Annotated in this window: 21 protein-coding genes; 10 read left to right on the forward strand and 11 right to left on the reverse strand. The window is 46.3% G+C overall.

Annotation, left to right across the window (positions count from 1 at the left end; translation table 11 throughout):
• Positions 1 to 371: putative sulfate exporter family transporter (locus tag JT717_RS23860; protein WP_205513557.1), on the forward strand; the 371-nt coding region annotated here is incomplete at its 5' end.
• Positions 372 to 423: 52 nt separating this feature from the next.
• Here the strand turns inward: JT717_RS23860 and JT717_RS23865 are convergent.
• Both JT717_RS23865 and JT717_RS23870 read right to left on the reverse strand, forming a co-directional pair.
• Positions 424 to 1362: a YihY/virulence factor BrkB family protein gene (locus tag JT717_RS23865; protein ID WP_205513558.1), complete on the reverse strand. Its 939-nt coding sequence runs from the start codon at positions 1360 to 1362 to the stop codon at positions 424 to 426.
• Between the two features lie 63 nt (positions 1363 to 1425).
• Positions 1426 to 2313, reverse strand: a complete 888-nt coding sequence (locus tag JT717_RS23870; RefSeq protein WP_205513559.1) for a diacylglycerol/lipid kinase family protein — start codon at positions 2311 to 2313, stop codon at positions 1426 to 1428.
• A gap of 51 nt (positions 2314 to 2364) precedes the next feature.
• On the opposite strand from JT717_RS23870, the gene JT717_RS23875 reads away from it, so the two are divergent.
• The 3 genes from JT717_RS23875 to JT717_RS23885 all read left to right on the forward strand — a co-directional run bounded on the left by JT717_RS23875 (position 2365) and on the right by JT717_RS23885 (position 5232).
• Positions 2365 to 3324, forward strand: a complete 960-nt coding sequence (locus tag JT717_RS23875) for an App1 family protein phosphatidate phosphatase (protein ID WP_205513560.1) — start codon at positions 2365 to 2367, stop codon at positions 3322 to 3324.
• A gap of 211 nt (positions 3325 to 3535) precedes the next feature.
• The gene (locus JT717_RS23880) at positions 3536 to 4267 is read left to right on the forward strand and encodes a glycoside hydrolase family 11 protein (protein WP_205513561.1); all 732 of its coding nucleotides are present in this window, start codon (positions 3536 to 3538) and stop codon (positions 4265 to 4267) included.
• 137 nt (positions 4268 to 4404) lie between these two features.
• Positions 4405 to 5232, forward strand: a complete 828-nt coding sequence (locus JT717_RS23885; RefSeq protein WP_205513562.1) for a formylglycine-generating enzyme family protein — start codon at positions 4405 to 4407, stop codon at positions 5230 to 5232.
• A gap of 410 nt (positions 5233 to 5642) precedes the next feature.
• Here JT717_RS23885 and JT717_RS23890 read toward each other — a convergent pair whose 3' ends face one another.
• A complete protein-coding gene (locus JT717_RS23890) occupies positions 5643 to 5798 on the reverse strand; it encodes a hypothetical protein (protein ID WP_205513563.1) in 156 nt (51 codons plus the stop codon).
• A 223-nt stretch (positions 5799 to 6021) separates the two neighbouring features.
• Positions 6022 to 6225: a hypothetical protein gene (locus tag JT717_RS23895; RefSeq protein ID WP_205513564.1), complete on the reverse strand. Its 204-nt coding sequence runs from the start codon at positions 6223 to 6225 to the stop codon at positions 6022 to 6024.
• A 198-nt stretch (positions 6226 to 6423) separates the two neighbouring features.
• Here JT717_RS23895 and JT717_RS23900 point away from each other — a divergent pair, with 198 nt between their 5' ends.
• Together JT717_RS23900 and xth are read left to right on the forward strand one after the other, a co-directional pair.
• Complete coding sequence (locus JT717_RS23900) at positions 6424 to 7269, forward strand: class I SAM-dependent methyltransferase (protein WP_205513565.1); 846 nt, start codon at positions 6424 to 6426, stop codon at positions 7267 to 7269.
• Positions 7270 to 7341: 72 nt separating this feature from the next.
• A complete protein-coding gene (gene xth, locus JT717_RS23905; RefSeq protein WP_240348393.1) occupies positions 7342 to 8115 on the forward strand; it encodes an exodeoxyribonuclease III in 774 nt (257 codons plus the stop codon).
• A 104-nt stretch (positions 8116 to 8219) separates the two neighbouring features.
• Here xth and JT717_RS23910 read toward each other — a convergent pair whose 3' ends face one another.
• Complete coding sequence (locus JT717_RS23910) at positions 8220 to 8897, reverse strand: hypothetical protein (protein ID WP_205513566.1); 678 nt, start codon at positions 8895 to 8897, stop codon at positions 8220 to 8222.
• Between the two features lie 367 nt (positions 8898 to 9264).
• Between JT717_RS23910 and JT717_RS23915 the strand changes: the two genes are divergently transcribed.
• A complete protein-coding gene (locus JT717_RS23915; protein ID WP_205513567.1) occupies positions 9265 to 11220 on the forward strand; it encodes an ulvan lysase-like protein in 1956 nt (651 codons plus the stop codon).
• A gap of 1 nt (position 11221) precedes the next feature.
• Here the strand turns inward: JT717_RS23915 and JT717_RS23920 are convergent, their stop codons facing one another.
• On the reverse strand, positions 11222 to 12331 hold the full coding sequence (locus tag JT717_RS23920) for a glycoside hydrolase family 18 protein (protein ID WP_205513568.1): 1110 nt from the start codon (positions 12329 to 12331) through the stop codon (positions 11222 to 11224).
• 203 nt (positions 12332 to 12534) lie between these two features.
• Between JT717_RS23920 and JT717_RS23925 the strand changes: the two genes are divergently transcribed.
• The 3 genes from JT717_RS23925 (at position 12535) to JT717_RS23935 (ending at position 18261) form a co-directional block, all read left to right on the forward strand.
• Positions 12535 to 15384 (forward strand): NACHT domain-containing protein, encoded by a 2850-nt coding sequence (locus tag JT717_RS23925; protein ID WP_205513569.1) that lies wholly within the window; start codon positions 12535 to 12537, stop codon positions 15382 to 15384.
• Between the two features lie 400 nt (positions 15385 to 15784).
• Positions 15785 to 17008 (forward strand): hypothetical protein, encoded by a 1224-nt coding sequence (locus JT717_RS23930; protein WP_205513570.1) that lies wholly within the window; start codon positions 15785 to 15787, stop codon positions 17006 to 17008.
• Positions 17009 to 17136: 128 nt separating this feature from the next.
• Positions 17137 to 18261, forward strand: a complete 1125-nt coding sequence (locus JT717_RS23935) for a hypothetical protein (RefSeq protein WP_205513571.1) — start codon at positions 17137 to 17139, stop codon at positions 18259 to 18261.
• A gap of 25 nt (positions 18262 to 18286) precedes the next feature.
• On the opposite strand, the gene JT717_RS23940 is transcribed toward JT717_RS23935, so the two are convergent.
• The 5 genes from JT717_RS23940 to JT717_RS23960 form a co-directional block, all read right to left on the reverse strand.
• The gene (locus JT717_RS23940) at positions 18287 to 19486 is read right to left on the reverse strand and encodes a hypothetical protein (RefSeq protein ID WP_205513572.1); all 1200 of its coding nucleotides are present in this window, start codon (positions 19484 to 19486) and stop codon (positions 18287 to 18289) included.
• A 94-nt stretch (positions 19487 to 19580) separates the two neighbouring features.
• Entirely contained in the window at positions 19581 to 19985 is a 405-nt protein-coding gene (locus tag JT717_RS23945) for a response regulator (RefSeq protein WP_205513573.1), read from the reverse strand.
• Between the two features lie 12 nt (positions 19986 to 19997).
• Complete coding sequence (locus tag JT717_RS23950) at positions 19998 to 24119, reverse strand: chemotaxis protein CheB (RefSeq protein ID WP_205513574.1); 4122 nt, start codon at positions 24117 to 24119, stop codon at positions 19998 to 20000.
• On the reverse strand, positions 24116 to 25639 hold the full coding sequence (locus JT717_RS23955; protein ID WP_205513575.1) for a GAF domain-containing protein: 1524 nt from the start codon (positions 25637 to 25639) through the stop codon (positions 24116 to 24118). The genes JT717_RS23950 and JT717_RS23955 overlap by 4 nt, the downstream gene beginning before the upstream one ends.
• On the reverse strand, positions 25623 to 26210 hold the full coding sequence (locus JT717_RS23960; RefSeq protein ID WP_205513576.1) for a biliverdin-producing heme oxygenase: 588 nt from the start codon (positions 26208 to 26210) through the stop codon (positions 25623 to 25625). The genes JT717_RS23955 and JT717_RS23960 overlap by 17 nt, the downstream gene beginning before the upstream one ends.
• Positions 26211 to 26354: the final 144 nt, after the last annotated feature.

Consider the following 26354-nt stretch of genomic DNA (forward strand, 5'->3'; position numbering starts at 1 on the left):
CGCTTTGGTGGACCTATAAAAAAGATCCAAGCCAACAAACTGCCGGCAAACCCGGCCTGGGCGTCGTGTGGGAACGTTTTCCCAAGTTTGTGCTTGGTTTTATAGCCGCTTCGCTGATCTTTTCCTTTCTGATCCCAACCGCTGTCACTAAAAGTGTAGCTGCTCCCTTAAAAGGTTTACGCACGCTGTGGTTTGCCCTGGCCTTTGTTTCTATTGGATTGGAAGCCCGGTTTACCGAGCTGGTAAAAACGGAAGGTGGGCGGCCGGCGCTGGCATTTATAGCGGCGCAGGTATTTAATATTATCTGGACCCTCTTATGGGCTTACCTCTTGTTTGGCGGTGTCTTGTTCCAGGTTCCCGCTATTGAGTAAGCAGCCTAACCGTGCCACGGTCCCCGTGTAATGAAAGGTAACTGTGCCACGGTTAGCTTTTTTTTTCTTTTACTTTGGTGTTATTGTCTTTATCGGTCTCTATCTCTACTTTTTTCAGCGCCACCGCATAATCATTGGGTTGAAGCGAAGAACCTTTTTGGGCGCTCCAGGATTTGGCAAATTCAGCGCCCAGGTAGAGGATGATGGCTGAGTAATATACCCATAATAGCAATACAACCAGTGAGCCTGCAGCGCCATAGGTACTGCCGACATTGCTCTTGCCAATGTAGAAGGAGATCGCAAATTTACCTATCATAAACAAAATGCCGGAAGCGATGGCGCCCGGCAGCACATCTTTCCATTTCGTTTTTGCATCTGGCAGCACTTTAAAGATCAGCGCAAACAAAGCAGTGATCACGACAAATGAAATAACCAAATTCAGAATATAGAATATTACTACGGTAACATCCGGGAAGCTGGCTTTTAATCTATTACTAAGGCCTTCAATAACGCTCGTGACAGCCAGTGAAACAAGTAATAAAAAGCCGAGACTGACTATGACGGAAAAAGATAAGAACCGGTTCCTGATGATGGGCCATACGCCTTTGCTTGGTTTGGCTTTAAAGCCCCAGATCGTATTTATTGAGTCCTGGATCTCTGCAAACACGGCTGTAGCGCTAAACAGTAATGTTATAACCCCAATCACCGCAGCCACTGTTCCTTTACCGCTCAAAGACGCATTTTTGATCATTGTTTGTAATTGCAGGGCCGCATCCTTTCCTACAAATTGTTGCATCTGCCTGTAGATCTCACCCTGTATTGCTTCCTCTCCCAAAAAAATGCTGCATAAAAAGATAATGACTACGAGTAAAGGGCCGAATGAAAACACCGTGGTGTAAGCCAGCGCCGCACTGAATTTTAGTATTTTATCTTCCATGAAGTTTTTGAAAGACTCCACAAGCACCTTCCAGATATTTTTTAACCGGTTCATTGTTTCCAGCTTGAGTTATAACAGTGAATTGGCTAAAAAATCCATACCATGAGGCGGGTTTTATTATGATCCGGCGGGAACGATCATATGTAAAGCGCCCGGTACACATGCAGCCTGTAAGGAATAAACCTTGCCCAAATATTCGCCATCCACCTGGAAATGCACGCGGTGTTTGGAATGAACTTCAACCCCCGAAGTGGTAAAGAGCTCTGTTTTAGCGGGGTCAAAATCTTTATGGGTGATCATCATTTTAATGATCTCGCTAAAAGCGATTTTTTTGATGATGACAATCTCGAAAAGACCATCATCCAGCTTTCCGTTCGGATTGATCACAGCGCCGGTTCCATACTTGGTGGCATTGGCCAGCACCACCATGGCGGCATTCCGTCGCACCGTTTGCTTTTCACCGGCAATGATCACTTCCATATGGCGATGCCGGAACAAGACGCGGAAAGCCGCTTTTATATAGCTCCACATGCCCCGTTTGTTGAAGGTTTCAAAGGTCTTCACCACAAAGGCATTGAAACCGATATCGCTGAGGTGAATGCACAATTCATCATTGATGCGGATAAGATCTATTTTTTTTACGTTCCCCTGTGTAATGATGTCCAGTGCTTTTTCAGCATCTGTGGCGATGCCCAGTTCCTTGGCCATGCCATTGGCTGAACCGGCAGGCAATACTCCAATAGGTAAGGGATTACTGTTCAATACGCTTTCAGCTACCAGTTTAAGGGTGCCATCCCCACCAACAGCTATTATACAGTCGGGCCGGTGTGCTTTCAGCTGTTCCTGTACTTCCGCCCTGGTACAGGGATTTGATAGATGATAGGTAACTATCAGATAAGGTTTGTCCTCGAAGTATAACCGGATAGTTTTCTCCCAGTCCGTTTTGTTTTTACCGGCAGCGGAGTTTATGATGAACAATAGTTTCTTCGGCGGATTGGTATGCATATTGGTGACTGATTAGCAGGGAATGATCAAATAAAACAACCCTTTTGGCTGATGAAGATAAAAATATACCAGGGGTACGGGCATACGAAAAACCTGGTCTTGTACGGACACGTTTTGAAGAAACAACCGGCGGAACATACCCATTACTCCAAAAACTGGTTGGTAAACGCCCTTTACTTGCTGCGTTTGTTTTTTGTGAAACCTTTTCCCCAAACCCGGGTTAAACTGCGATGGGGCAGCCAGGAACTGTTCACAGTAACGGATGCGGAAGGTTTTTTCAAGTTTGAATGGGAGTCGGAATTCGAATTGGCTGCAGGTTGGCATAATGTTACCGTTGATAGCATCAACGAAACCGGCGGGGTTGTTGCCAGCGGAACCGGCCGTTTATATGTGCCCCATAGTACACAGTATGTTTTTGTTTCGGATATTGATGATACGGTGATGATATCGCATTCTGCGACCACCTTCCGCAGAATGTGGGTATTGCTCAGGCATCCCCATTCACGCCGGCAGTTCAAACACCTGGCAGCTTACTATAAGGAGCTTTCATTAGCGCATACAGATGCAGAAATACCTAATCCTTTCTTTTATGTATCGAGCAGTGAGTGGAATCTCTACGATTACCTCACCGAATTCTTTATGCATAACCGCTTACCCGAAGGCATATTTTTATTAAGTGAATTGAAAAGAATATGGGAATTATTCCGGAGCGGACAAACCAAACATGCCGGCAAACAAGTTCGTATTGAACGTTTGCTCAAGGTATTTCCCAAAGAACAATTCATTTTGCTGGGCGATAATTCGCAGAAGGATCCTTTTATTTATGCAGGGATCGCCGCTAAATTTCCTAACCGCATCTTCGCTATTTACATACGCAATGTACGGCCCGAAAAAGCCGCCATAACACGCGAGCTATTACAGAAAGCACAGCAACAGGGCGTTCATACCTTAGTTTTTGAACGCACCGCCGAAGCCAGGGCTCATTCGGAAAAAATAGGTCTCATCTCCTGACTGACATAGCAGATAATTTTCATGTTTGAACCACCATAGGCCTGGAGGGATATTATTTTTGCTATAAATAGCAATTTATATGTAAACGGTTACATATTATAAGTGCCGTTAGTATACTGCATTGTTCCGTTTGTTATTAACTTTAGTTCTGTAATCGGTTACATTAATGGATTGACTTTGTTAAATTTAGTATCTAACAAATTTTGCCATCATGAAATCAAACACTTTCCTATCGGAAGTAACCCGGATGGTTACTTTCGGCGCAACGACCCTGCTGATCGTTGCCGGTTCATCCATTTTGCCTGGTTGTAGTAAAAACAAAACAGCGCCCTCCGTGGATGCAGAACGCCTCACGGGATTCGTAAAAGACGATGCTACGCCCGAAGACCAGGGTACCGTTAACGGTTGGTTCTGGTCGTTATACCGTGAAGGCGGGTCAGCCAGTATCAGCCATGGCTCGGGCGGTAATTTCGCCATCAGTTACAGCAATGTCAATGACGTCGTGGGTGGAAAAGGATGGAGCACCGGCGCTTCCCGCACCATTGGTTACAATGTAGGCGCCCTTAGTGGCAGCTACAATTTTGTAGGTATTTATGGTTGGACTACAAACCCGCTTATTGAGTATTATGTGGCCGAGAAAGGTTCTATGACGGGCGGAACTTCTTTCGGCAGCGTAAGCAGCGACGGCCATACGTATAGCTGTTACAAGAGCCAGCGCGTGAATGCTCCTTCCATCATTGGTACAGCTACATTCTGGCAGTATAAAGATACCTGGGGCGGCGCACCTACCGGATCGAACCAACGGGTTACCATGGGCAACCACATCAACAACTGGCGCAGCAGAGGTGGCCAGGGTTTTGGTAATCACAACTACCAGATCCTTGCTATAGAAGCCTGGGGTAACAGAAGCGGATATATAAACGCTACCGTATGGCAGCAATAATTTCCGCTAACTCATCTAAGATGCTAAGGCCCCAGCCAGACGGCCTTTTATAAAGCAGATCAGCTTTCGGCAATGCTCACCGATTGCAGGCCCGTGGCGGCCTGCAATCTTTTCTCTTAGTTTAAAGCAGCATGTAAATGAAGAAACTGTTCTCGGTAATTGCAACGGTAACCATCGTTGCTGTAAACGCCTGTGCGCATAAAAAGCCTGAGCATTTTGTACATGTCAAAGGCGGCGCCTTCAAAAATAAGAAGAGTAACTATTACGGTAAAGCGCATATCCCTGACTTTTATATTGGCAGGTATGAAGTCACCCAAAAGGAATGGCAGCATGTCATGGGCAGCAATCCGTCCAATTTTAAAGGTGACTTTTTACCCGTTGAAACAGTTAGCTGGTACGATTGTATTGAATACTGCAACAAAAGAAGTATTCAGGAGGGGCTCGAACCCTATTACATTATAAGCAGAGCGGGAGAAGATACGGATAACAGGGATGAGCTTGATGATATGAAATGGATGGTGACCATTCGTGCGAATGCCAATGGCTACCGGCTGCCAACCGAAGCGGAATGGGAGTATGCTGCCAATGGCGGCCAGCTAAGCAAAGGCTTTATTTATAGCGGCAGTAACCAGGTAGATGAAATTGCCTGGTACTGGAAAAATTCGGGTAAAGAATATTTGACTGGCTACTGGGTATGGGCTGCGCTGGAAAAGAACAACAATAAAACGCATCCGGTCGGAAGCAAGCGCGCTAACGAGTTAGGTTTGTATGATATGTCGGGCAATGTAAGGGAATGGTGCTGGGATCCTTATCTGCTTGATGGCGCCAATACTCCACAGGGACGCATCTGGAAAGGCGGCGGCTGGATGGGCGCTGAGTTTTGCTGTGAACCATCCTTCCGGGCCGGTCATCAGGCTAATGGCAAAGGCCCCGACCAGGGACTACGCATTTGTCGCAATTATTAACGATTATCTACAGGCGACGATCATTCCTCCTGCGGCCGTTTTATGCGCCAGCAAAAGCTGCAGGTTCATCAGACTTCTTTAATCCTGCTTTGTTCATGGGCATAACTGTCTTTGCGCTAATGACAAAAGCACCCCGAAACCCACGGGGCACCTTGCATGGTAAGAAACAATTGTTATTTGGTTTTTCTTTTTAAGGACAATATTACCCTATGCCTTAAGTGTTTTGCAGCAATGAATTATTTATTGTGGATCAAAGAGGTGGTCGTACGTACGGGATGCTATATACGATCTCAGGTTCTATCCGAAGATATAACATTTAAATTTATATGTCAGTTTTTTTCGGAGCTAAACCTGGCATCATACCTTATCTTGATCAGGGTCAAACCGCCGTTAGGTATATAACGCCCGCTTCAGAAGTAGATAAACGTAATGATCCAGATCGTCGCCAAAATCATCATTGCCTGATAATAACTCCAGAAGGCGCCCATGTCATTTTCCTTGTCATAGTGCGCCAGGCTGACAAACACCCCAACAATAGGTATCCAGTATATTAGTTTATTATCCATAAACCAATTTTTCTTCCTATTAAAGTTACACCAATTTCCGCAATAGGCAGTCAAAGCTGCTTCCAACCTGGCTCGAAGGGCGGGGGAGCATAATATACATTCCACGGCCGGTTGGTGCAGTAGAAATAAGCCAGCGAAAGAATGTTCTCCATGATCCGGGCATTATAAGGTTTGTTATCAACCGGCGCACGCCAAACGGATATATTGATAAACCCTTTACGGGTCATGTTGCCACTACGCTGTTGGCGAACGTATGGAAATGCTTCAGGTAATAAGGTATGTCCAGTTCTTCATCAGTAAAATCGGCAGGTTTGAATTTCGAGAGGTCTACGTCAGGCAGCTCGGGCCATTGCGATTGAAGGGTTTCAGTGCATAGGAGAAGCGATAGGATGATTGCAACAGCAGTATGGCAGGCAATTCGGGACATAGGTTTCAATTTCATGTACAATTTATTATTTCTGCCGGTTTTATAACACGAAATCCATTGCACTGTTAAAATAGCTTATTGAAATGCTCATTTAACAAATCAAACTTTGTATCTTCATTGGCTCCTGCCTTATACAACGCCTTTGTTCGCTACCACCATTGAAGACCAACACTATTCTTAACTTCAAAAAAGTTTACCATGAATGAATCAACAACCATGCAACCAACTGCGGTGAACCCAAACAAAGCATTATGGGAAAAGGGCGATTTTACCCGCATAGCAGAAACCATGCGTGAAAGCGGCGCGGCGCTCGTTGAAAAACTAGGTATCACCAGCGGAATGGATGTACTGGATCTTGGATGCGGAGATGGCACTACCGCCATTCCGGAGGCCCGGCTTGGCGCCAATGTATTAGGTGTAGACATTGCCGGCAATTTGGTGGCTGCCGCCAATAAACGCATTCAGGAGGAAGGTCTCACCAATATTACCGTGCGCGAGGGCGATGCCACCAACCTGGAAGGGATCCCCGATGAAAGTTTTGACCTGGTGGTAAGCATCTTCGGCGCCATGTTCGCACCAAAACCATTTGATGTTGCCAAAGAAATGGTAAGAGTGACCCGTCGCGGAGGAAGGATCGTAATGGGCAACTGGATTCCCAATGATCCTACCCTCGTGGCGCAGATTTTGAAGATCAGTGCCACATACACACCACCACCACCGGAGGGATTTGTAAGTCCCATGTTATGGGGAGTGGAAAGCCATATTATCGACCGCTTTGGCAAAGCCGGTATTCCACCGGAAAACATTTCTTTTGAGCGCGACACCTATATTTTTATGGCTACCTTCTCACCGGCTGAACTGGTGGAAAGGTTCAAGAACTATTATGGACCTACCATGAATGCATTTGAAGCGGCGGAAAAAGAAGGAAGAGCCGCCGATCTGCAGCGGGAACTGGAAGAATTGTTCAACCGGGAAAACAGGAGTGGGGATGCCAACAGCACTTCCATTCCGGCTACCTTCCTGCGGGTAACGGTCAGGCGCTGACGTAAACAGCTAAGCCTGTCACTATAGAAGCCTTCCCATTAACACCGAGAAGGCTTTTTTAATTCGTTTCGTATGATAAAGATCGCAACCTATAATATAAATGGCATCAATGGCCGTTTGCCTGTACTGCTTCGCTGGCTTAAGGAAGCCAGGCCCGATATCGTTTGTTTACAGGAGCTGAAAGCGCCTGCTGACCGGTTTCCAAAAGCAGCCATTGAGGCCGCAGGTTATCAGGCTATCTGGCATGGACAAAAAGCGTATAACGGTGTGGCCATTCTTTCCCGTTCCTGGCCGATACAGGAGCTCAGGCGGCAATTGCCGGGCGATAAAACAGATGATAGCTGCCGCTACCTGGAAGCAATTGTTGGTAAAATGGTGATCAGTTGCATCTATATGCCGAATGGCAACCCATACCCCGGGGAGAAATTTGATTTTAAGGTGAAGTGGTTCAAAAGGCTTCACACACATGCAAAATCGCTATTGAAACACGATGTGCCTGTGTTGCTGGTGGGCGATTTTAATGTGATGCCTGCAGAACTGGACGTTTACAAACCCGAGAAGTATATAAATGATGCCCTTTTCAGAAAAGAGATCCGCGCCGCCTATGCGAAATTGCTGAAACAGGGGTACACCGACGCATTGCGCACATTATTTCCGACGGAAAGGATTTATACTTTCTGGGATTATCTACGATTCGCCTGGGAACGCAATGCCGGGCTCAGGCTCGATCATTTTCTGCTGAGCCAACACCTTACCAGCCGCTTACGCCAGGGTGGCGTTGATAAACATGTAAGGGGTTGGCAGAAAGCAAGTGATCATGCACCGGCCTGGATAGCATTGCGGTGAATGAAAAAGCAATTGGCGAATAGAGAGTGGCGAGTAGGGAAATCAGAAAAGATAGTGAGTAACGGATAAAGCCCTACCAGCTTTTTACCACTGACTACCAGCTTTTACTGTATTCCCAATATCGGCTTACAGGCGATGAATTTATCGATCAGCGCCGGGCAGTAGGCGCCTTCAAATTCACCAAAGCCCATTACAAATGCGGGCGCCGGCATGAAAAAACGGATCGCATTCGTTACTTCTTCCAGGTACTCCGTTGCATAACCATTGGTAATTCTGCTGGAATTGATCGCCGTTTCAAAGTAGGGCGACTGATCCTCTGATCTTAACACCAGGAACGGTATAATAAAGGGAATATATTTACTTAATGCCGGATTGGCTTCGTAAGTCAGCCTGGTATCGGGCCAGATGTTCAGCTCATTAAAAGCAGGAGAGGCACTGGTTGTATAAACAGCCCGCTCGTTTTTCATCATTCTGAAGATTTCATCCTTATTGCTTTTGATGGCCATCTTAATGTAGGCATCCGTCCAGGTGGTAACCCCTTTGGCATTGATCGTAAAATAAGGATGAAGCGAGTTGGTGATGCATACGCCACCGATATTTCCTATTACCAGCTGGTACAGGTTATGAAAGCCCTGCATGTCATGCGAGCTGCGATTGGGATCGTTTGAAAACCCGTAGAGATAATAAAAACGAAAGTCGTCAAGTTCCAGCTGGGTTCTTTCGGCATATGGGACAGATACGGTCTCTTCCTTAGCCTTTTTAAAAATACTTAATAAAGCCATGGTTTTTCTAGTTGGATTTTATATAATACGTAAATATACAAGATGTATTGTATTGAAGCAAGCATAAAAAGCGGCTAAAGGGCTACTGTAGCGCTTTGCAGGCTGTTCGAAAGGGTTAGAAATGGGAGGAAGATGCTATGGGCAGCTAATATCCAAGATGCGTTTTTAGCAGTTAAACGCCCGGAAATGTGCTATAACCGGGCGTATTTCTTCGATAAACGGAAACGGAGGATACCAGTGAATAACTTTATTTTGAAGTGCTTCTAAAAATTCGATTAATTTTTGAAAATGTTGTTAAAAAACGTTAACGGACAAGTGTTACGCTGCAAATGGATCCGCCGATAATTATTAAGTTCGTCTAAAAATTATGGCGAGGGCAGTATCCAGACGTAATTTTATTCTCACCGCAAGTGGCCTGGCAGTGGCCACCGCCCGGATCAACCGCCTGATGGCTGCTACGAATACTGCGCGGCAGGAGGATGAAGGGGACCTGTATCCGCTCAGCCAATCTCTTTCGGCTACCTGGGCCAGCACACTGCTTGGCCTGCAATTACAGGATGCGGCGCCTTCCCGTTTCGGCGGCATCCGTTGCCCCGGCACCGAACGCATCCACGGCCGCATTGGCGACACCATCTATCCCTTTATGCATATGGCCCGCCGCACAGGCGATAACCGTTATCTCGACGCATCTGTACAACTTTTTCGCTGGATGGAAGCTAATGTGAGCCAGCCCGACGGGTCGTGGCTGAACGAAATAAACGACAAATGGAAAGGCACCACCGTTTTTACTGTCATTGCCCTTTGCGAAGCATTGCGTTTTCATGGCGAACTGATGGAGCCAAACTTTAAAAACGCCTTGCACGAGAGGCTCAGCAAGGCCGGCGAGTGGATCAACGCCAATGTTACCATAGATTACGGCAATATCAATTATCCCATAGCGGCATCGTATGCATTATCACTGCTCGGTACTATTCAGGATAAACCTGCGCACAGGAAAAAAGGCCGGTTGCTGGTGCAGCAGGCAATGAAATTCTTTACCCGCAAAGACCGTTTTATTTTTGGGGAAGGCACACCTTATTATCAGCCCAGCAGGAAAGGTTCTTATTCCGTTGATCTGGGTTACAATGTAGAAGAGTCACTGCCTTCCCTGGCATTATACGGATTATTGAATAAAGAGGAAGAAATTCTGCAACGGGTCACTGCTTCTTTACAAACGCACATGGAATTTTTGCTGCCCGATGGTGGTTGGGACAATAGCTGGGGAACGCGCAATTATAAATGGACTTACTGGGGGAGCCGCACTTCCGACGGTTGTCAGCCTGCTTATGCCTTGCTGGCCTACCGCGATCTCCGTTTTTACCGGGTGGCCGTAAAGAATACCCTGTTATTGCAACAGTGCACCATCGATGGATTACTTGCCGGAGGTCCGCATTACAGCTCGCATAAAATACAGCCAGGTGTGCATCATACCTTCTGTCATTTAAAAGCACTAACAACCATCCTTGACCATGGCATTAATAACCATTACCGGGAGAAAACAACCATCCGGTCTGGTGGGCCCGCCGTTGAAACCCTCATTCCCCGGGAAACTGCCTACGGCCTGCGCTTTTTTAAAGACATTCAAACCTGGCTGGTGGCCACCGGTAAGTTCAGGGCCACTGTAACCGGTTACGACCGGGAATACAAGGCCATGCGCAACGGTCATGCCTCCGGAGGGGCTTTGACCATGTTATGGCATGAACAAACCGGTCCGCTCCTCGTCGCCAGTATGAATGCCTACCAACTGGTGGAGGCTGGTAATATGCAGGCAGATGCCGACCCCTTGTCGATGCCACTGACCTTCCGGGCCGAATTGACCGTTGGCGGCTTTACTTATATGAACATCTCTTACCTGGATGCAAAGATCGATGCCAGTAAAGACGGCGATCGCATAGTCATAAAGACCAGTTCCAGGCTGGTAGATAAAGATCAGAATGATCCGCCTGAGGCGCCCGTCTATTGCCAGGCAGAATATGTATTTACACCGGAAAGGATCAGCGTCTCGCTTCAGTGCAAGAGCACAGCCCAGGCATATCTAAACGATGTTCGCATTGTCGTACCGGTGATTGCCGAATCAACAGAAACAGTGCAGCCTGTGGGGGAGAACCGGTTCCTTATCCATAAAAGCAAGGTGCTTGTGAGCATCAGTGCAGACCAGCCACTCAACCTTTTACCAACAACGGGTGAACGCCTTTTCAATTTTGTACCGGGGCTGGAAGCTGTTCCTTTTGTCATCCCTGAGCCAGAGGGAACGATCGTGTTTGGTATTCGTGATTATGTGTAGTTTATTTTGCAGAAACCGGCGAGGCGCCTTTTAGCGTTGTGCTAATGGCATTTAATAACTGCTGCTGGTGATCATCCTGCCGCAGTTCCCAGATCAACAAGCCATTTAACCCTTTATCCATGGCATACCTTGTTTTATGGGCAACGGAACGCGCATCGTCGAATGTAGCAAACAGTCTTGTTGCAGGATTGAAAGCATAAGGCACTTTGGCGGCCTCATCCCAATAAGTGGTAAAGCCATTCTTGGCAGTAAATCGCTGCGCATAGCTTTTAAATACAGCAAAACCGTTGAACTTGGCGGGCCGGTATAAACCATGGTCATTGGTATCGGCTGTTATATAGGTGCGTGCATAAAAGGCCGCCCCGATAACCACCTTATTGCGTGCAATGCCTAAGGAATCCAGAAAGCGGATGGTGTTATCTATAGAAATCGTTTGAAACGGTGTAGCATACAAAGCCGCATGATGACCGGTAAAAGGGCTCTTTCTGTTCACCATATCGTAGGACATTAAATGTACCCGGTCAACCAGTGACATTACTTCTTTCCATGCTATAGAGTTATAAAGGTATTCCGGGAAAACACCGGCTGCAAAGCTCAACTCATAACGTTTGCCCAACACCTCCCGCACGGCTTTGATCAGTTCAGTGAAATTTTGTTTATCGGCAGAACTGTAAGCATGTCCTGCCGGTCCTTCATCGATGGAAGGATATTCCCAATCGATATCGATGCCATCCAGCTGATACTGCTGTAATATCGCCAATACCGATTCGGCGAAAGCCTTTCGGTTGGCGGGCACCGCAAAAATATCGGAGCAGGTTTTACAACCACCCCAGCCACCAAAGGCGAGCGCCACTTTTAAATGCGGGTTCTTTTTCTTTAATGAAACCAGTTTCTTCAAAATACTGCCGGCAGCAGCACTCACATGCAGGCGGTTATTTTTTAGCAAAGCAAAACTGTAAATAATATGTGTAAGCGACTGTATATCGTAGCGATCAATTTCAGCGCCATTACCGCTGTAATAAGCTATAACAGAAAAGCGCCGGCGGGTGGTATCCGCTGCTTCACCGGATAAGCAATAACCAATGCCAAGCAACAATAATAAAAACCGCATGATGTACCCACTTTAAATTCCTGTGCCAGCTATTTCAAGGATGCAGGGCGCCATTTTCTGCAAAATGAAAGGCTGCATTTAAGAGTCTTTTCCTGGTGAAACAGGGACATAAAAAACGGGAAAAACACCTCTTTTTATGAAAGCTAATTTGTGTAATATCGAAAAGCAGCCTTGGAAAGATTTAAACTTTTTAAATCGCAAGTATGAAATTAAATAGAAGCTATAAGATAGTATTACTGTTCGCTGTTTTAATACTCCTCATTTTTATAGCTAAATCATGGTTTTCTTCACCGGAAATGCCTGCGCGGCTGGGAAATGCTTATTATCTGATTGCCGGATTGATAGCAATGCTGGGATTTGTTTACAAGCTTTTTAAGGATCAGATCGATCTTCGCGTATCTGTTTTTTTAAAAGGGCAGAATAAGGAAACCTTATTACAGGCAATAGAAGATGAAAAAGAATACCTGAACAATCTTTTTTCCAGGCTGAATGGTGAGTTACCCTGGGAAATTAAAAAATTCGCTGAACTGGAAGCGCTGAATTCGGGCATAGAGCCTTATGGCAGAAAAAGTAAAACGCGTAAAAAGAAATCCTGGTTAAAAGGCAGATCCGAATTGATGGAAGAACAGCTGCGGTCAAAGGTCTCTATCAGGGCTTACCTGGAAAGGGAAGTAGTTAAGGGTGGCGCTTTAATGCTTAAAGGTGAACCTGGTTCCGGCAAATCCATGATGGCGAGGCGCTTTACGGCAGACATGGCTCAAAAAGCCCTCAATGAAAAGTGGTCATTCGAGCCGCTGCTGCCGGTGTTTATTTCCCTGAATGCCTATAACGCCGTTGACACAAAAGGAGAACCAATCGCTTTTTTCGATTTCATCAGGGATCACCTTAAAACGGAATATCAGTTTGCCGATTATATTGTCAATAATCTTAAGAAGCTGTTAAGTAAGGGCCGGATAATATTAGTGCTGGACGGGCTCAATGAAATGCCGGCAGATGATAACGTCAAAAGAATAAAGAACATCGAGCATTTCTTTGGCAAAGATTATCCACGGATCAAATGTCTTATCACCTGCCGCAATATTCAGTTTACGTCTGTTGACTATAAGACACTTGAGATAAATGAACTCAGCAATGAACAGATACAGAAATTTATCGAGCTGTATTTAGGGAAAGAATGGGTTGAGCCTGTATTCGATCAGATCTCAGCATCCCATGGCATCGCATTCAAGCGATTCAGGAATCCCTTTATATTAAGGATCTATTTGCAAAGAGATACCAGACGAAGCGCTCCTGATTCGCTGGCAATGTTATATTCCGAATACATTAATGACAAGTTTGCCCAGTATGAAGACGAACAGTTTGAGCTCCTCAATAAATTAAAAAAGATCTCCTTCTGTATGTCAAATGAAGGGCTTTTTGCCGGTTATGCCGATATAAAGACCCTTAGCGAAAAATTAAATATTGATATTTCAGAAGATTTCTTAAAAAAATGCGCAAAAGTCAATATCATAGACCACTCCCTGCATGGGAAGTTCAGGTTTTATCACCAGATATTCCAGGAATATTTTTCTGCATTGGTGCTCGATGATCTCGCCAATAATGGAGAGAATTACGAGATGTACCTAAAATCACCTGCATGGGAAGAAATAGTGCTTGTATGGGGTGGCATTGTGGAAGATCTGCAAATACTTTTGAAACAGGTGCTCGAAGAAAAAAAGGATATCCGGAAATTATGCCTCGCGCTGAAATTGTGTTCCGTTAATTCTGGAAAAATTGACCGGCAATCCGTTGATGATACAATTGAATTAACGCGAACCATTTTTGACGGGTATGAGATCATACCAAAGGTAGAAGCTTTAAAGGCCCTGGCCATGCTGGAGAACGAAAAGTCGATTGACATGATTGCATATACTTTATACACGTCAACCGGATGGATCAGGGAGCTTTGTATTCAGATCCTCGGAAAATCTGAAAGCGAGGCGGCCAAAGCGCAATTGAAGCTTTGCATGAAAGATGTAAAGTCCTTCGAAGCTTTCTTCCAGGCAAGGTATTTTTTGCCCTTTAATACCTGGCTATCGCTTTACATCAGAAGCCAGATGCGGGCGGAGGTATTGCTGCCCTTGTTAGACAGGATCTGGCAATTTGGGTTCCTCTTTATTCCGGTGCTTATGGTGGGACTGATCTATAGGGGAGCGGTTTATACGAATCTCGATCCTTTTGTATTTGTGAGCAGGTGCAATGCGCTTATATTAGCTATTGCAGTGGCTTCCCTGGTCCGGAAGAATATTAAATATCTGCGCGAGGATAATATCCCACTGAACTTTCGATCTCTCAAATATATTATCGGAACAACCGAAATAGTGTTAATGGTGCTTATCATTTCCAGTTGGTTTTTTGGGCGCGAGACCCTTGAAACAGTTTTAGTCTTATTGTTCCTCGGGGCTTGCTATTATCTGGGATGGGTTATTTACCTGTTGCTGAAGAATTGCCGGAACATCGCCCGCTTCATTACCGTTTTGATAAGGGAAGGTGGGTTTATAGGCATTCTGACCATTGTCATAAGCGCAGCCTTCTTATTCCAGGTCTATGGGCCGGCCTGGACAAAAGACATAAGTTTCGGCAGTACACCCTCGGAGGGTAAGAGTATCCAATCTCAGGTCAGATTTGATTCGGTATCACGTTTTACAAACATAATGATCGACGTAAATGATGTGAAGACCCGGCATCTTGCACCGGTTGTAATAAAGATTGGCGGTACCATTGGTGTTATGAGTATAATCGCTTACATCATAACTTGTTTTTATTATCTGCGCATTATTATGAGGTTACGCCGGTACCGGCAGCAGGGATCACAAGACGATATGGAAACACTGGTAGCCATGGTTACCCATCCCAGGCTTTGGCCTGCCATTAAAAAGTTTATTTTACGAAGGCTCCGCCGCCAGGCCCTGCCCTTATTATTGATCAACCGGCTGGAGTCTTATAGAGACAGTGAGGATGATGTAATGAATGAATTGGAAAGAACTGTGTATGAGCTAAAACATACCCGCTGATCCCTTCCTTAGTAAAGTGAAAGCCTGCACGCGGCCCAAAACTAACCCATAAGCCATACCGTTAAAACACCTTTTTTTATGAACAGGAAAATTTATGTTCATAACGGTATAACATATATGAAATAATTTACTATCTTGGCATTCCCTAATCGCTCATAAGCATTTTATTCAATTGATATCAATTTCCAGCCTGGTTTGAGCTTCGTTTAGTAACTGTCAACCCTTCCTGCGTTTTTCTAAAAAGGCTTCTGCATTATTGGTAATTAAATAAGACACCATACGCTTTTAATGATGTGGAGTTCAGATACCACTTTAAAAACGATCTGTCCTGCTGCAGATACCAGCGGGGGCAAATTCCGAAAAGCCATACGAGTAGGAGCAAACTATTAAAACATTTCAAATGAGTACGTTCTTAGACTTACAAAATGGATGGTATAATGGTTTCATACAGGGAATGGATCAAAGCCCGAATTCATTTCAGATCATTCAGCCGGCGCCGCCCATAGCAAGCGGCACCGCACCAAATGCTACCTTCTGGGCTTATTACAACAATATCCCCCCATTGTCACTCACCCAACAATTTATGGCCAGCGGCGGTAACCAGTTTTATAGTAATTACAGGGCATTGATGTCTGCACTGCTTCCATCAAGGACGGTTAATGTACAAAGCGATATCGGGGCCGACAATTTCAAAGAATGGCAAAAATATATCCTGGGTTTGTCAACCCCGCCCAGCATGAACCAGATGCCTACTTTATTTCGGAATTGGGCAATGATCTTTGCACCACAGGTGGCCAATATAGGGTCTTCTGATTATGCTTCCATCTTATTGGATCCTATTGCTACCGCTCAAAACGAACTGACATTAATTTACACCGATATCAATGGGCTCCCGCGTCCTTTTACCTGGTCATTGAACTACAATGATATGGTAACGCAATTGAATTCCAGTCCTTCCAGACAATTCAACTTCGACAGCAGTTCCATGAATACCAACGTTAGCACCTCATGGGCAAAAGGGTCAAATGCAGGCCTCTTTGGACTCTGGGGCGGAAGCACTACAAACACGTCCATCAGCCAGCAGTTCGCTGCCAGCCATGTAAAGGTCACTGCATCCTTTGATAATGTGCTGGTGTATAGCAATACGCCCGGCCTCTGGTATAATTCGGCTGCCATGGCGCTGGCTTATGCCAATAAAACCGGCAATCCATGGAGCGATAAATCATCTATCAACTGGGATAATACTTTCGGAACAAATGGGAACATGCAACGCTTTGCAGCAAACCTGATCATCGCATCCGGCATGTCTGTCACCGTTACCTCCGACGCTGCTTATTCCACACTCGATCAGCAAACAATAACTTCCAGCGGGCATGCAGGCTTCTGGCCATTCTATTCCGGCAGCAGCGGCAGCTCCACTACAAATACGATAACATTCAATGAACAGGGACAAATGACCATTACTACCTCAAGTGTAAAAGGGGTGCCTGTGGTACTTGGCGTAAATGTGTTGCCTGTTAATCAATTTGTAGGTCACTCCGCAGCCATGAGCAACTCTTTGTATGCAGCTGCAAAGAGTTTCAAAGCGCCAAAACCGGAACTGGCCGGGGAGTTCGCCAATTAAAAGCATTAACTTCATTTCATCCTTGTTTTCGAAAGAAGAGGCAGCCCGGTAAAGTGGCACTGCCTCTTCTTTTTGGCTTATTCATTGCGCAATTGTCTGAACCAGCCTATAAAACCAACCTATTCATTATGATGCCCAACAAGTTTGCCTGTGATCAAATGACAGCAATCACAAATGCCTGGTACAATCAGTTATGCGAAAGCCTGCAGTTGTCATATAATCATTTTCAACTCTTCCAACCGGTTTTGGTAGCGCAAAACAATGATGATCTTTGGGCGCGTATTCATTCGGTTCCGCCTAAAACTTTAAAATATAATTCCTGGTATTATGATCAGCCCCGTTTTTTCAGTGAATATGCGGCAATCGTTAATCAATTGCGATTTCAGGAAAGCTCCTTTGAAGAAAGTATAGGCGAGGCTGTTTACACAAAATGGAAAACTTACCTGCAGGGATTAGCCCAATCACCACCCGATCATACTTTGCCAACCGTTTGGTTTCAATGGGCGCTCCTGCATGCGCCGGAACTTGCCAATACCGGTCGCTCCGCCCTTGCCAGCGAACTGCTTATTAAAAGTGGTCTGGCGGCTTTAAGGGCTTATCAGGGGCCCAATGCCAGATCACCGGAACTTTTACCGGCTTATGCCGATCTGATCAGCACCTTACAGGCATCGCCATCCGTTGCGTTTGAATGGAACTCCATAAATGGCAAACCTGATGTATCGAATACATGGGTACCTGCCAATGACCCCAACCTGTTTGGATTATGGACAGGGAGCTGGTGTGGATTCTTACTTAACCAAAAATTCGCACAGCATCCCATTTCAATAGCCGCATGCTTTGAACACGTATCAGTAGTTGCCGTTACCCCCGGCCCCTGGTATCATGCAGGCCTCCTGCATCTTGCATTGGCGTCCAGATCGGTTCCACCATGGAATTCCGCTGCCGGATGGGATAAATATTTTGGTCAGGATGGCAGCCTGAATTACGCTATAGGAGCTGTGGTCGCCGTAGACGGTATTTCACTCACCATTTATTCCGATGCTGCATTCGCGCCGGAAGAACAAGCCCTCATCGGCTCGCAGGTTCATATGGGCTACTGGCCAATGTATTGTCCGCAAACGTCAGCTGTTGTAAGAAACGAACTTACTTTCGACGGTGGAAAGATGACCATCCGGTGCCAGTCTGCCCCCGGTAAGCCTGTGATCATCGGTGGAAATGTTTTTAGAATAGGCCAGTACCTGGGAGGAAACTGATCTCCCATATGCCGGCGCTCTCGCATCATTGCTTTAGGTCAAAAACGACCTTGGCATTTTTCTGCCTGCTCGATGAAATAAAAACCTCGTAGCGGTTGCCTGGTGTGTTGATGACCATTACAGAAGTATTCGGCGGAATGGAACCAAGGTTTTCCGCCACCATGATCAATTCATGATGGCTTTGAGTGGTATTCACATCAATCGTAAAAGAGATCGGCTTATCAGACAGCCGCATCTTCGATTTGATCAATGTATTATTATGATAGATACTAACTGTATCATCATCTATTTCACCATTGTCGTAGCAACTGATACTGATCTTGCCGGCTTCGGTCTCAATTTTCTTCACCAATGCATTTTCCCTGGTCTTTAACACCAGCGGCGCCGCCGGAATTATTATCGTAGATCCTGCCGGTTCAATAGTTTTTGCAACGATCACCGGCTTCGGTTTGATCACCGGGGTTGAGGGAACCTTTTTCTGCTGAGGTGTGGTTACCCGGGGGCTGGCTGGCTTTGAAGCCGTCAAAGGTTTTGTCGTTGCTTGCGTTTTTTTCGTGGCAGCCGGTGGCCGTTTTGGTTTCACACATTCGCGGAAGGTGATATCATCTATGGCAAAATCGTTCCCGCAACCGCCCGGTGCATAATTGGCCATTACCAAACGCAGCGTTGAAACGGTTGCAGGGGTAGTAAAATAAGCCCGGTGCTGACCCCATACCGGCTCAGTTATTCGCGGAAGATCCCTGGTAACAATATTGGCCACCAGTTTGCCTTCAGGTGTTTCTAACCGGATATTGAGACTTGGCAATAATATCGACGGGCATTTCTTTGTGGGTCTGCATAAATTAATCACCCATAAGCCAAGTTCATAAATGGTATTGCTCTTTAGACCGGTGACGGGCATGTTCAGAAAAACCCCACCATCCGGGGCTGCATTTACCAATAACATATTGCCATCGGCATCGCCTGCGGTATGATCGCTGGTAAGCGTATGCCAGTCATCCCGGAAACATCCACTGGTATAGGAAACAAAAGAATAATGTCCGTCGGTAGGACAGGAGCCTGCAACCCGCCAATAGCTGGAAAGGCCCGCGCTATTGGGATCACGTACATTACCAGATCCGAAGTGTATGGTGAATTGGGGTGGCTTGAAGGTACAATTGTCTAGTTGCGCCTTTGATAGAAAGGTGAAGAGCCAAAGAATAAATATAAGACCAAACTTCTTCAACGGCTTTTTGCACTTTCTTATAAGTTACTACAAAAAGGCATTGTTTTTTAAAGGATGGTATGAAAGGTGATTTTAAGTGATAGGGTGGGGAAGCTCAGGCCTTGCAATATTTTTGTACCAGCATTTCTATCATTTCCCTGAATCCTTCAAAGGTATCGGGTTTGGTAATGATCTGGGTGGCGCCCATCCGGAAGCATTCATTGGATAAACGGCTGTCGTTATAGGTAGAGTAGATCACGACCGGAATATGGGTGAACCGGTCGTTCTTTTTGATAAGCTGCAGGGTTTCCTTTCCGTTAAGCTGGGGCATGTTCTGGTCAAGGATCACCAGGTCGGGCAACCTGGATGTATTTTCCAGCGCCTGAATGATCTGGACACCATTGTCCACTACATCGAAACGGATATTGCTGTTGGCACTGAGGCCATTCATGATCTCTGTGAAGATCCATTTGTCATCTTCATCATCTTCAGCTAACATTATGCGCTTAAATACTGTCATTTTATATCCGTTTTACCTGGCAGATTGTTCCAGCGGAAGTAAAATTGAAAAAACCGCCCCTTGCCCTTCCCGGCTGTTTGCAGCAACAAGGCCATTGTGTTTTTCTACGATCTTTTTTACGATGGCAAGACCGATACCAGTACCCTCAAATTTGTCTTTTGAATTCAAACGCTGGAACAGGTCAAAGATACGGGTCTTGAACTGTTCGTCAAACCCGATACCGTTATCCTTCACCTCGATATGACACCAGCGGCCATTTTCATCGCGTGGAGCAGTAAGTGATTTTTCATTGACACGCCATGCCGAGATCGTGATCACGGGCGACACATCGTTACGGGAGAACTTCAGCGCATTGCCAATAAGGTTCTGGAACACCTGCTGAATATGCGGCCTTATAACTTCCAGCGGTGGTATTTCCGTTACCCTGATCTCTGCATTCTTTTCACGAATCACCATTTCAAAGTCTTCCCGCACTTCGCGAATGATCTGCGCCACATCGGTTTTAATGAAAACGGAAACTTCGTTGGATAGTTTAGAGAAGTGCAAAATATTATTCACCAGCGCTTTCATGCGCATCGCAGATTGCATGATCTTGTTCAGATAGACCACGGTTTCAGCGGGCAGGTTTCCTTCGTGCCGGTCTTTTACAATCTTGGTCAGCATGTGGATCTTGCGAAGCGGCTCCTGCAGGTCATGGCTGGCTACGGAAGCAAACAGTTGCAGATCCCGGTTGCTCGATTGCAGTTCCCGGTTCATTTCCTGAAGCTGTTCTGTACGCTGTTTTACCTTTTCTTCCAGCTCTTCGTTCATGCGTTTGATCTCCTGTTCTGCCTTGCGAAGCGCCGTGAGATCGAGCATGGAGCCCAGCATGCGGTAAGGCACGCTGAATTCGTTATGCAGAATATACCCCCTGTCGAGCACATTGGCATAATCGCCATCTGCCTTTCGAAAGCGGTATTCCTGGCTCCATTGGTGGTGATTTTCATGAATGGCGGTATGAATGCTGCTTTTTACCCGCTCGCGGTCATCGGGGTGTATATGCTGCATCCAGTCTTGCCGCGTCATTCCTGTTTCTTCATAGCCGAAGGTCTTGCGGAAGGCATCGCTCCACCATACCTTGTTTGCCGTAAAGTCCCAGTCCCACAGCGTATCATTTGTGGCACGCGCCACCAGGCGAAAGCGTTCTTCACTAAAAGACAGTTCCCGGGTTCTGTCCCTTACTTTATCTTCCAGCTCTTTATTAAGCTTGCGGAGATTTTCTTTCACTTCGTTCAGCTCGCTATAATTCTTGCGGATCTTCTGAACAGCTTTCTTTTTATCTGTTATGTCGGTAAAGGTTATAACAAGTCCGTCAGGCATCCGGGCCCCGGTCAGTTCAAACGACATATCCATTCCTTCCAATACCAGGTCGCGGTGCAGTTTGTTGTCATCCAGTACTACCGACAGGTACTCCGAAAACAGCTCGGCAGTGCTCAATAACGGCGCTGCGCTGCGCAGGCTTTTGCCGGTGAGCGCAAGATCTTGGGTGCCGAACCAATGCTGCGCCTTTTCATTCGCTGCATCTATCGTGAAGTCAATGATCTTTCCGCGCTGGTCTGTCACGGTATGCAGGGCTAATATAGCGCTTGTAGTGGCATTGAACACACTGCGGATGATATTGTTCAGGTTCGTAATGGTCGTGATATCTACAAAGTTGATGATGATGCCGGCGTATTTTTTCTCGCGGGTGATATAGGGCATGATGCGCAGCAGGAAGTTCTTTCCCTCGTGCAAACTGACTTCCTTTTCCACCACGGTGCGTGTAAGTTCTACCTGGCGGATATCATTTATCAGCTGGTCGTATTTGAAATTATTTGAAATGTCGGAGAACGGGCGGCCAAGATCTGACTCAATAAAATTGATGATCTCGGTCGACGCCGGATTGAACTTCCGGATATTCAACTGCGCATCCAGGAAGATCTGGGCAATGTTTGTGCTGCGGAAATAGTTGTTCAGGTCATCATTCAGCTCTACCAGTTCCTTGATCTTCAGCTGGTGTTCAGTATTGAGTGTGTACAACTCTTCGTTCAACGATTGCAGTTCTTCATTCGAGCTTTGCAGCTCTTCGTTCGAGGAAAGCAGTTCTTCGTTCGAGCTCTGCAGCTCTTCGTTGGCTGTTTCCAGGTCCTCTATGGCCAGCTGCAGGCTGTTCTTGGTTTCGGCCAGTTCCGCTTCCAGGTTCCTTACATAATCGTAATCATATTCCGGCTCCTCTACTGCAGTATGGGGCTCTGCCTGCACCGCCGCCTTGCTGAACATCACCAGGGTATAATCGTGGCCGACCGCCATTTCAGATGGTTTCAGCAGCACGTTCACGGCACGGGTATTTTCTCCTTTGCCAAAAACCACATAGTTGATGTGAACAGGCCTGTTCGTTTTCCATGCTTTGCGCACTTCCCGGTTAACGATCAGGGAAAGGTCCTGCGGCAGCATGCGGATCAGGTTCAGGTTAAGCATTTTCTTGGGCAGGGAAAGCAGTTCCTCGTAATTGCCCATGGTCTCATGGATCTCAAAGTTGCGGTCGATATAAAAAGCGATAAAGCCCAGGTCTTCCAGAAAGGCGGTACGCATCTCTTTCCACAGGTCTTTCTGGCCTTTGGTGCCAATATCTATCGGGGTGGAAGCGTTTTGCCGCGGCATTCTAACGGGGCTGCCTACATTATCGCCAAAGGTAACGCGCTGCTTGATGTCGGCCAGCTTCTTGTAGATCTTCCACTTCAGGCTGATCTGTTGTATGGCGCTGCTTTTGCTGAACGGCGGGTTTTCGCTGGGGCCAAGAAAAAGAAAGCCGTCGATGTTCAGGGAGAATTGCAGCATGGCATAGATCCTGTCCTGCAGCACGCTGTTCATATAAATGAGCATGTTACGGCAGGTGACCAGGTCATTCTTGATAAAGGGCGGGTCTTTGGTAATATCGTGCCGCGCAAATACGATCTGTTTGCGCAGTCTTTGTATAATGCTCCAGCCTTTGGCCTTCTTTGTGAAATACTTGCTCAGCAAATGCTGCGGTACATCATTCTCTATCGAAAAAGGATAGATGCCGTTTGAAGCGATGTCGAGATTGGCGGTATCGATGTCAGAAGCAAAGATCTTAACCTCGATCTCTTTGCCTGTTTCTTCCAACACCTGGTCAATGGCCATGGCAATGGAATAAGCTTCTTCACCGGTGCTGCAGGCAGAAACCCATACTTTGAGCTGATCGCCACTTTCTTTGGAAGCGATGAGCTCAGGAAGCACTTTTTCCGAAAGCACTTTATAAGCTTCGGCATCGCGGAAGAATTTCGTAACGCTGATCAGGAAATCATGCGCCAGTTCCTTACATTCCGCCGGGTTGCTTTCCAGCAGTTTCACAAAGTCTGCAGGTTCTTCAATGCTGTGCTGCAGCATTCGTTTATTGATCCGCCGGAGTATGGTAGGTGTTTTGTAATAATGAAAATCCTGTCCCGCGTATTTATAGATCAGCTCAAATATTTGTAAAAGGGTTTGCTCGTCGGGCTCTTTGGCTTTGATGTGTTGTTCCGTCTGGAATATTTCTTTTACGATCGCTTCGGCAATACCGGCCGGCGTGTCTATTACATCGGCGTAACCTGAGGCCAGTGCGCTGTTCGGCATGCCATTGAATTTGGCCGAAGTGGGGTCCTGTACCATCACACAACCGCCATTTTCTTTAATGGCGGCAATGCCCCTGGTACCATCGGTGCCTGTTCCCGAGAGGATCACGGCGATCGCCTGGTCTTTTTTATCAGCGGCCAAGGAATGCAGGAATACATCAATCGCATTATTGGGCGCCTTGTCATTCACTTTATCAGACAGCAGCAATTTCCCTTTTTGCATACGGATCTGTTTATTATTGGGGATCACGTATACGCTATTGGGCAATACCGGCATATTGTGGGCCGCTTCCAGCACTTTCATATGTGTTCTTCTGCCCACCAGGTCAACCAGCAGGCTCTTATAATCCGGCGAAAGGTGCTGGATCACTACAAAAGACATATTGCCGGTCTGCGGCATATGGTCAAAGAACTCCTGGATGGCTTCCAGGCCACCGGCAGAAGCTCCTACCGTAATCACATAATGTTTTTGGGTCTCTTTCATTGCTGATATGCCAATGGTTCCGGGTTTATCAATTCATATATAAAACTACGCAGATTTTCTGCAGCCATCACTTCCTCGGGCAGCCACGGTTTCGAAAATCCCTGCATATGCTCCTGCCACAATTTGAAAGAGTGGCGCGGGTGATAGACTTTTGGATCTTTGTCGAAAAAAATGCGTTCTTCCGGATTGCCGCCCCAACTGGTCGTGCGGATGTACTCTTTCCGGAACAGAATAAGGTATTCGTCCTGCGCCGATTGTATCGGTATGACCAGTAAACCGCTGGCAGTCTCCTGGTAATCCATGGCCATATCATATACGCCCGAGAGCGAATCGGTATGAAAGACCTTGCGAAGTTGTTTCAGGTGAAGCCATAATACGAGGTCTTCGAGTTGTGATGCATTGGGCACTTCGCCCGCTTTTTCGATCTTGTTTTTATAAGTCACTACCACGCCCTGCGCTTCGAACAGTTCCATAACCGACGGTTTTTCATGCAGCAGACCCTTAACGAGATTTTTACTTTGATAAATATTCTCGATCAGCTGTGTATAAAGACCGTTGAGCCGGGCGCTCAGGTCAAGGAATTTCTGGTGGTGCAGCACGTTGATGCGGGCCGAAATAATGGTCGACAGAAACTCCAGTACGGTGCACAACTGGTTGTCGATATGCCGGGATGTTTTGTGGTGACAGGCGATAAGGCCCCAGAGGGCGCCGTCTTTTAATAACCTGACCGACATGGAAGCCATCACATGCATGTTCTTCAGGTATTCTACATGCACGGCGGCCACGCCACGAAGATTGCATTCCGTCATGTCGAGAAAAGTGTTGGTGATCGGGTTTATCACCGGGTATAGTTTTACCGGTTTGAATTCCCGGTTGGGAATAAAGCGGTAAGGATTTTTCTGGTACATGTCGCGCGCGGGCTTGGGAATGTCTGATGCAGGAAAGGTGAAGCCCAGATACGATTCCATGCCGGGCTCCATGGCTTCGGCCAGTACATTGCCATTCCATTCATAATCGAATGCATAGATCATCACTTTATCGAATCCGCTGATCCTTTTCAATTCTTCCGCTGCAATGGTGCATACCTGCTGGATATCGGGCGCCGATTCAACTTTCTGGATGGTGGTTCGAAGCGACTGGTATAATGTGGTGAAAGAGGTTTCGGTATCTTCTGTAGGGTGAGTTTCTATTTCAACGATCACCATATTTTCTTTTACATGCAGCAGGGTATAATGGCGTTGCCCGTTTATTTCCCATGTAGTGGCATATTTGCCATTCCCTTTTTCCAGGTGCTCCTGTAATACCCGGAAGGCCAATGCACCAATTACATCGTGCACCGGTGTGCCTGGTAAAGTTTTATAAGGTAATTGAAACATGGCCCCGGCATTTTCGCCTACCTGCTCTATGATGAGGGAGTGCCTGTCGAGCACCAGCAGAACGCCGTACTCTTGCGTGGTATTAATAATATGAATGGGAATAGTGCCGCAAAATTCGGAGTCGTATTTAGAAAACTGGCTCATACTGGTTGATCCACGCTTTGAATGTTAAAAATGTTTGCCGGGCCGTATCGGCACTTGCTTCCTGGTCTTCTTTTCGCGTAAGCGCAAGCAGATAAGTGTGGAATTTATTCCACATTTCGGATGCATTTTCCCCATAACAAGTAAAAAACGAAAATCCCTTTCCGGCAGGAATTTCCGGCAATTGCGTCCTGATCATTTTCGCTATGATCATACCACCGAGGGTTGATCCCTCCAGCACGTATGCGGCTCCCAGCGCCCTTGCATAGCTGTCGATCACCGGTATATCAAGTTTTAGCTGCTGCTTCCGGATCTCCCCGCCAAGGTCCCGGATATCCTGCAGCAGCGCAGCTGATTTGCGGCGCTGTTCGATGTCCGGAATATGCTCTTTTTTCAAATATTGTTCCATCACGGGTTCAAGGGCGTGGTAGTAGCCATGGAACATCTTCAGCAACTGTATGTACTGGTGCTGATGGCGAATATTTTTAATGATGCCGATCAATAGTTTCTCCAGCGCAGCATGTTCTGCTTTCGTGTGCAATTTTATGTATTCAGGAAATGAGAGATCTGTCACGTTCACTATTTGAGTTGCAAGATAATTCGAAGGCGTCATTTAAAATCTGGCAGGTGAAATATTCAAAGATATAATATATAATCTTCGCTATAGTCGCTAATGACGTTTTGTATGTCTTCATATATCCTGCAGTAGTGTACAGGT

The organism is Longitalea arenae (assembly GCF_016924755.1).
GTDB lineage: Bacteria > Bacteroidota > Bacteroidia > Chitinophagales > Chitinophagaceae > Niastella > Niastella arenae.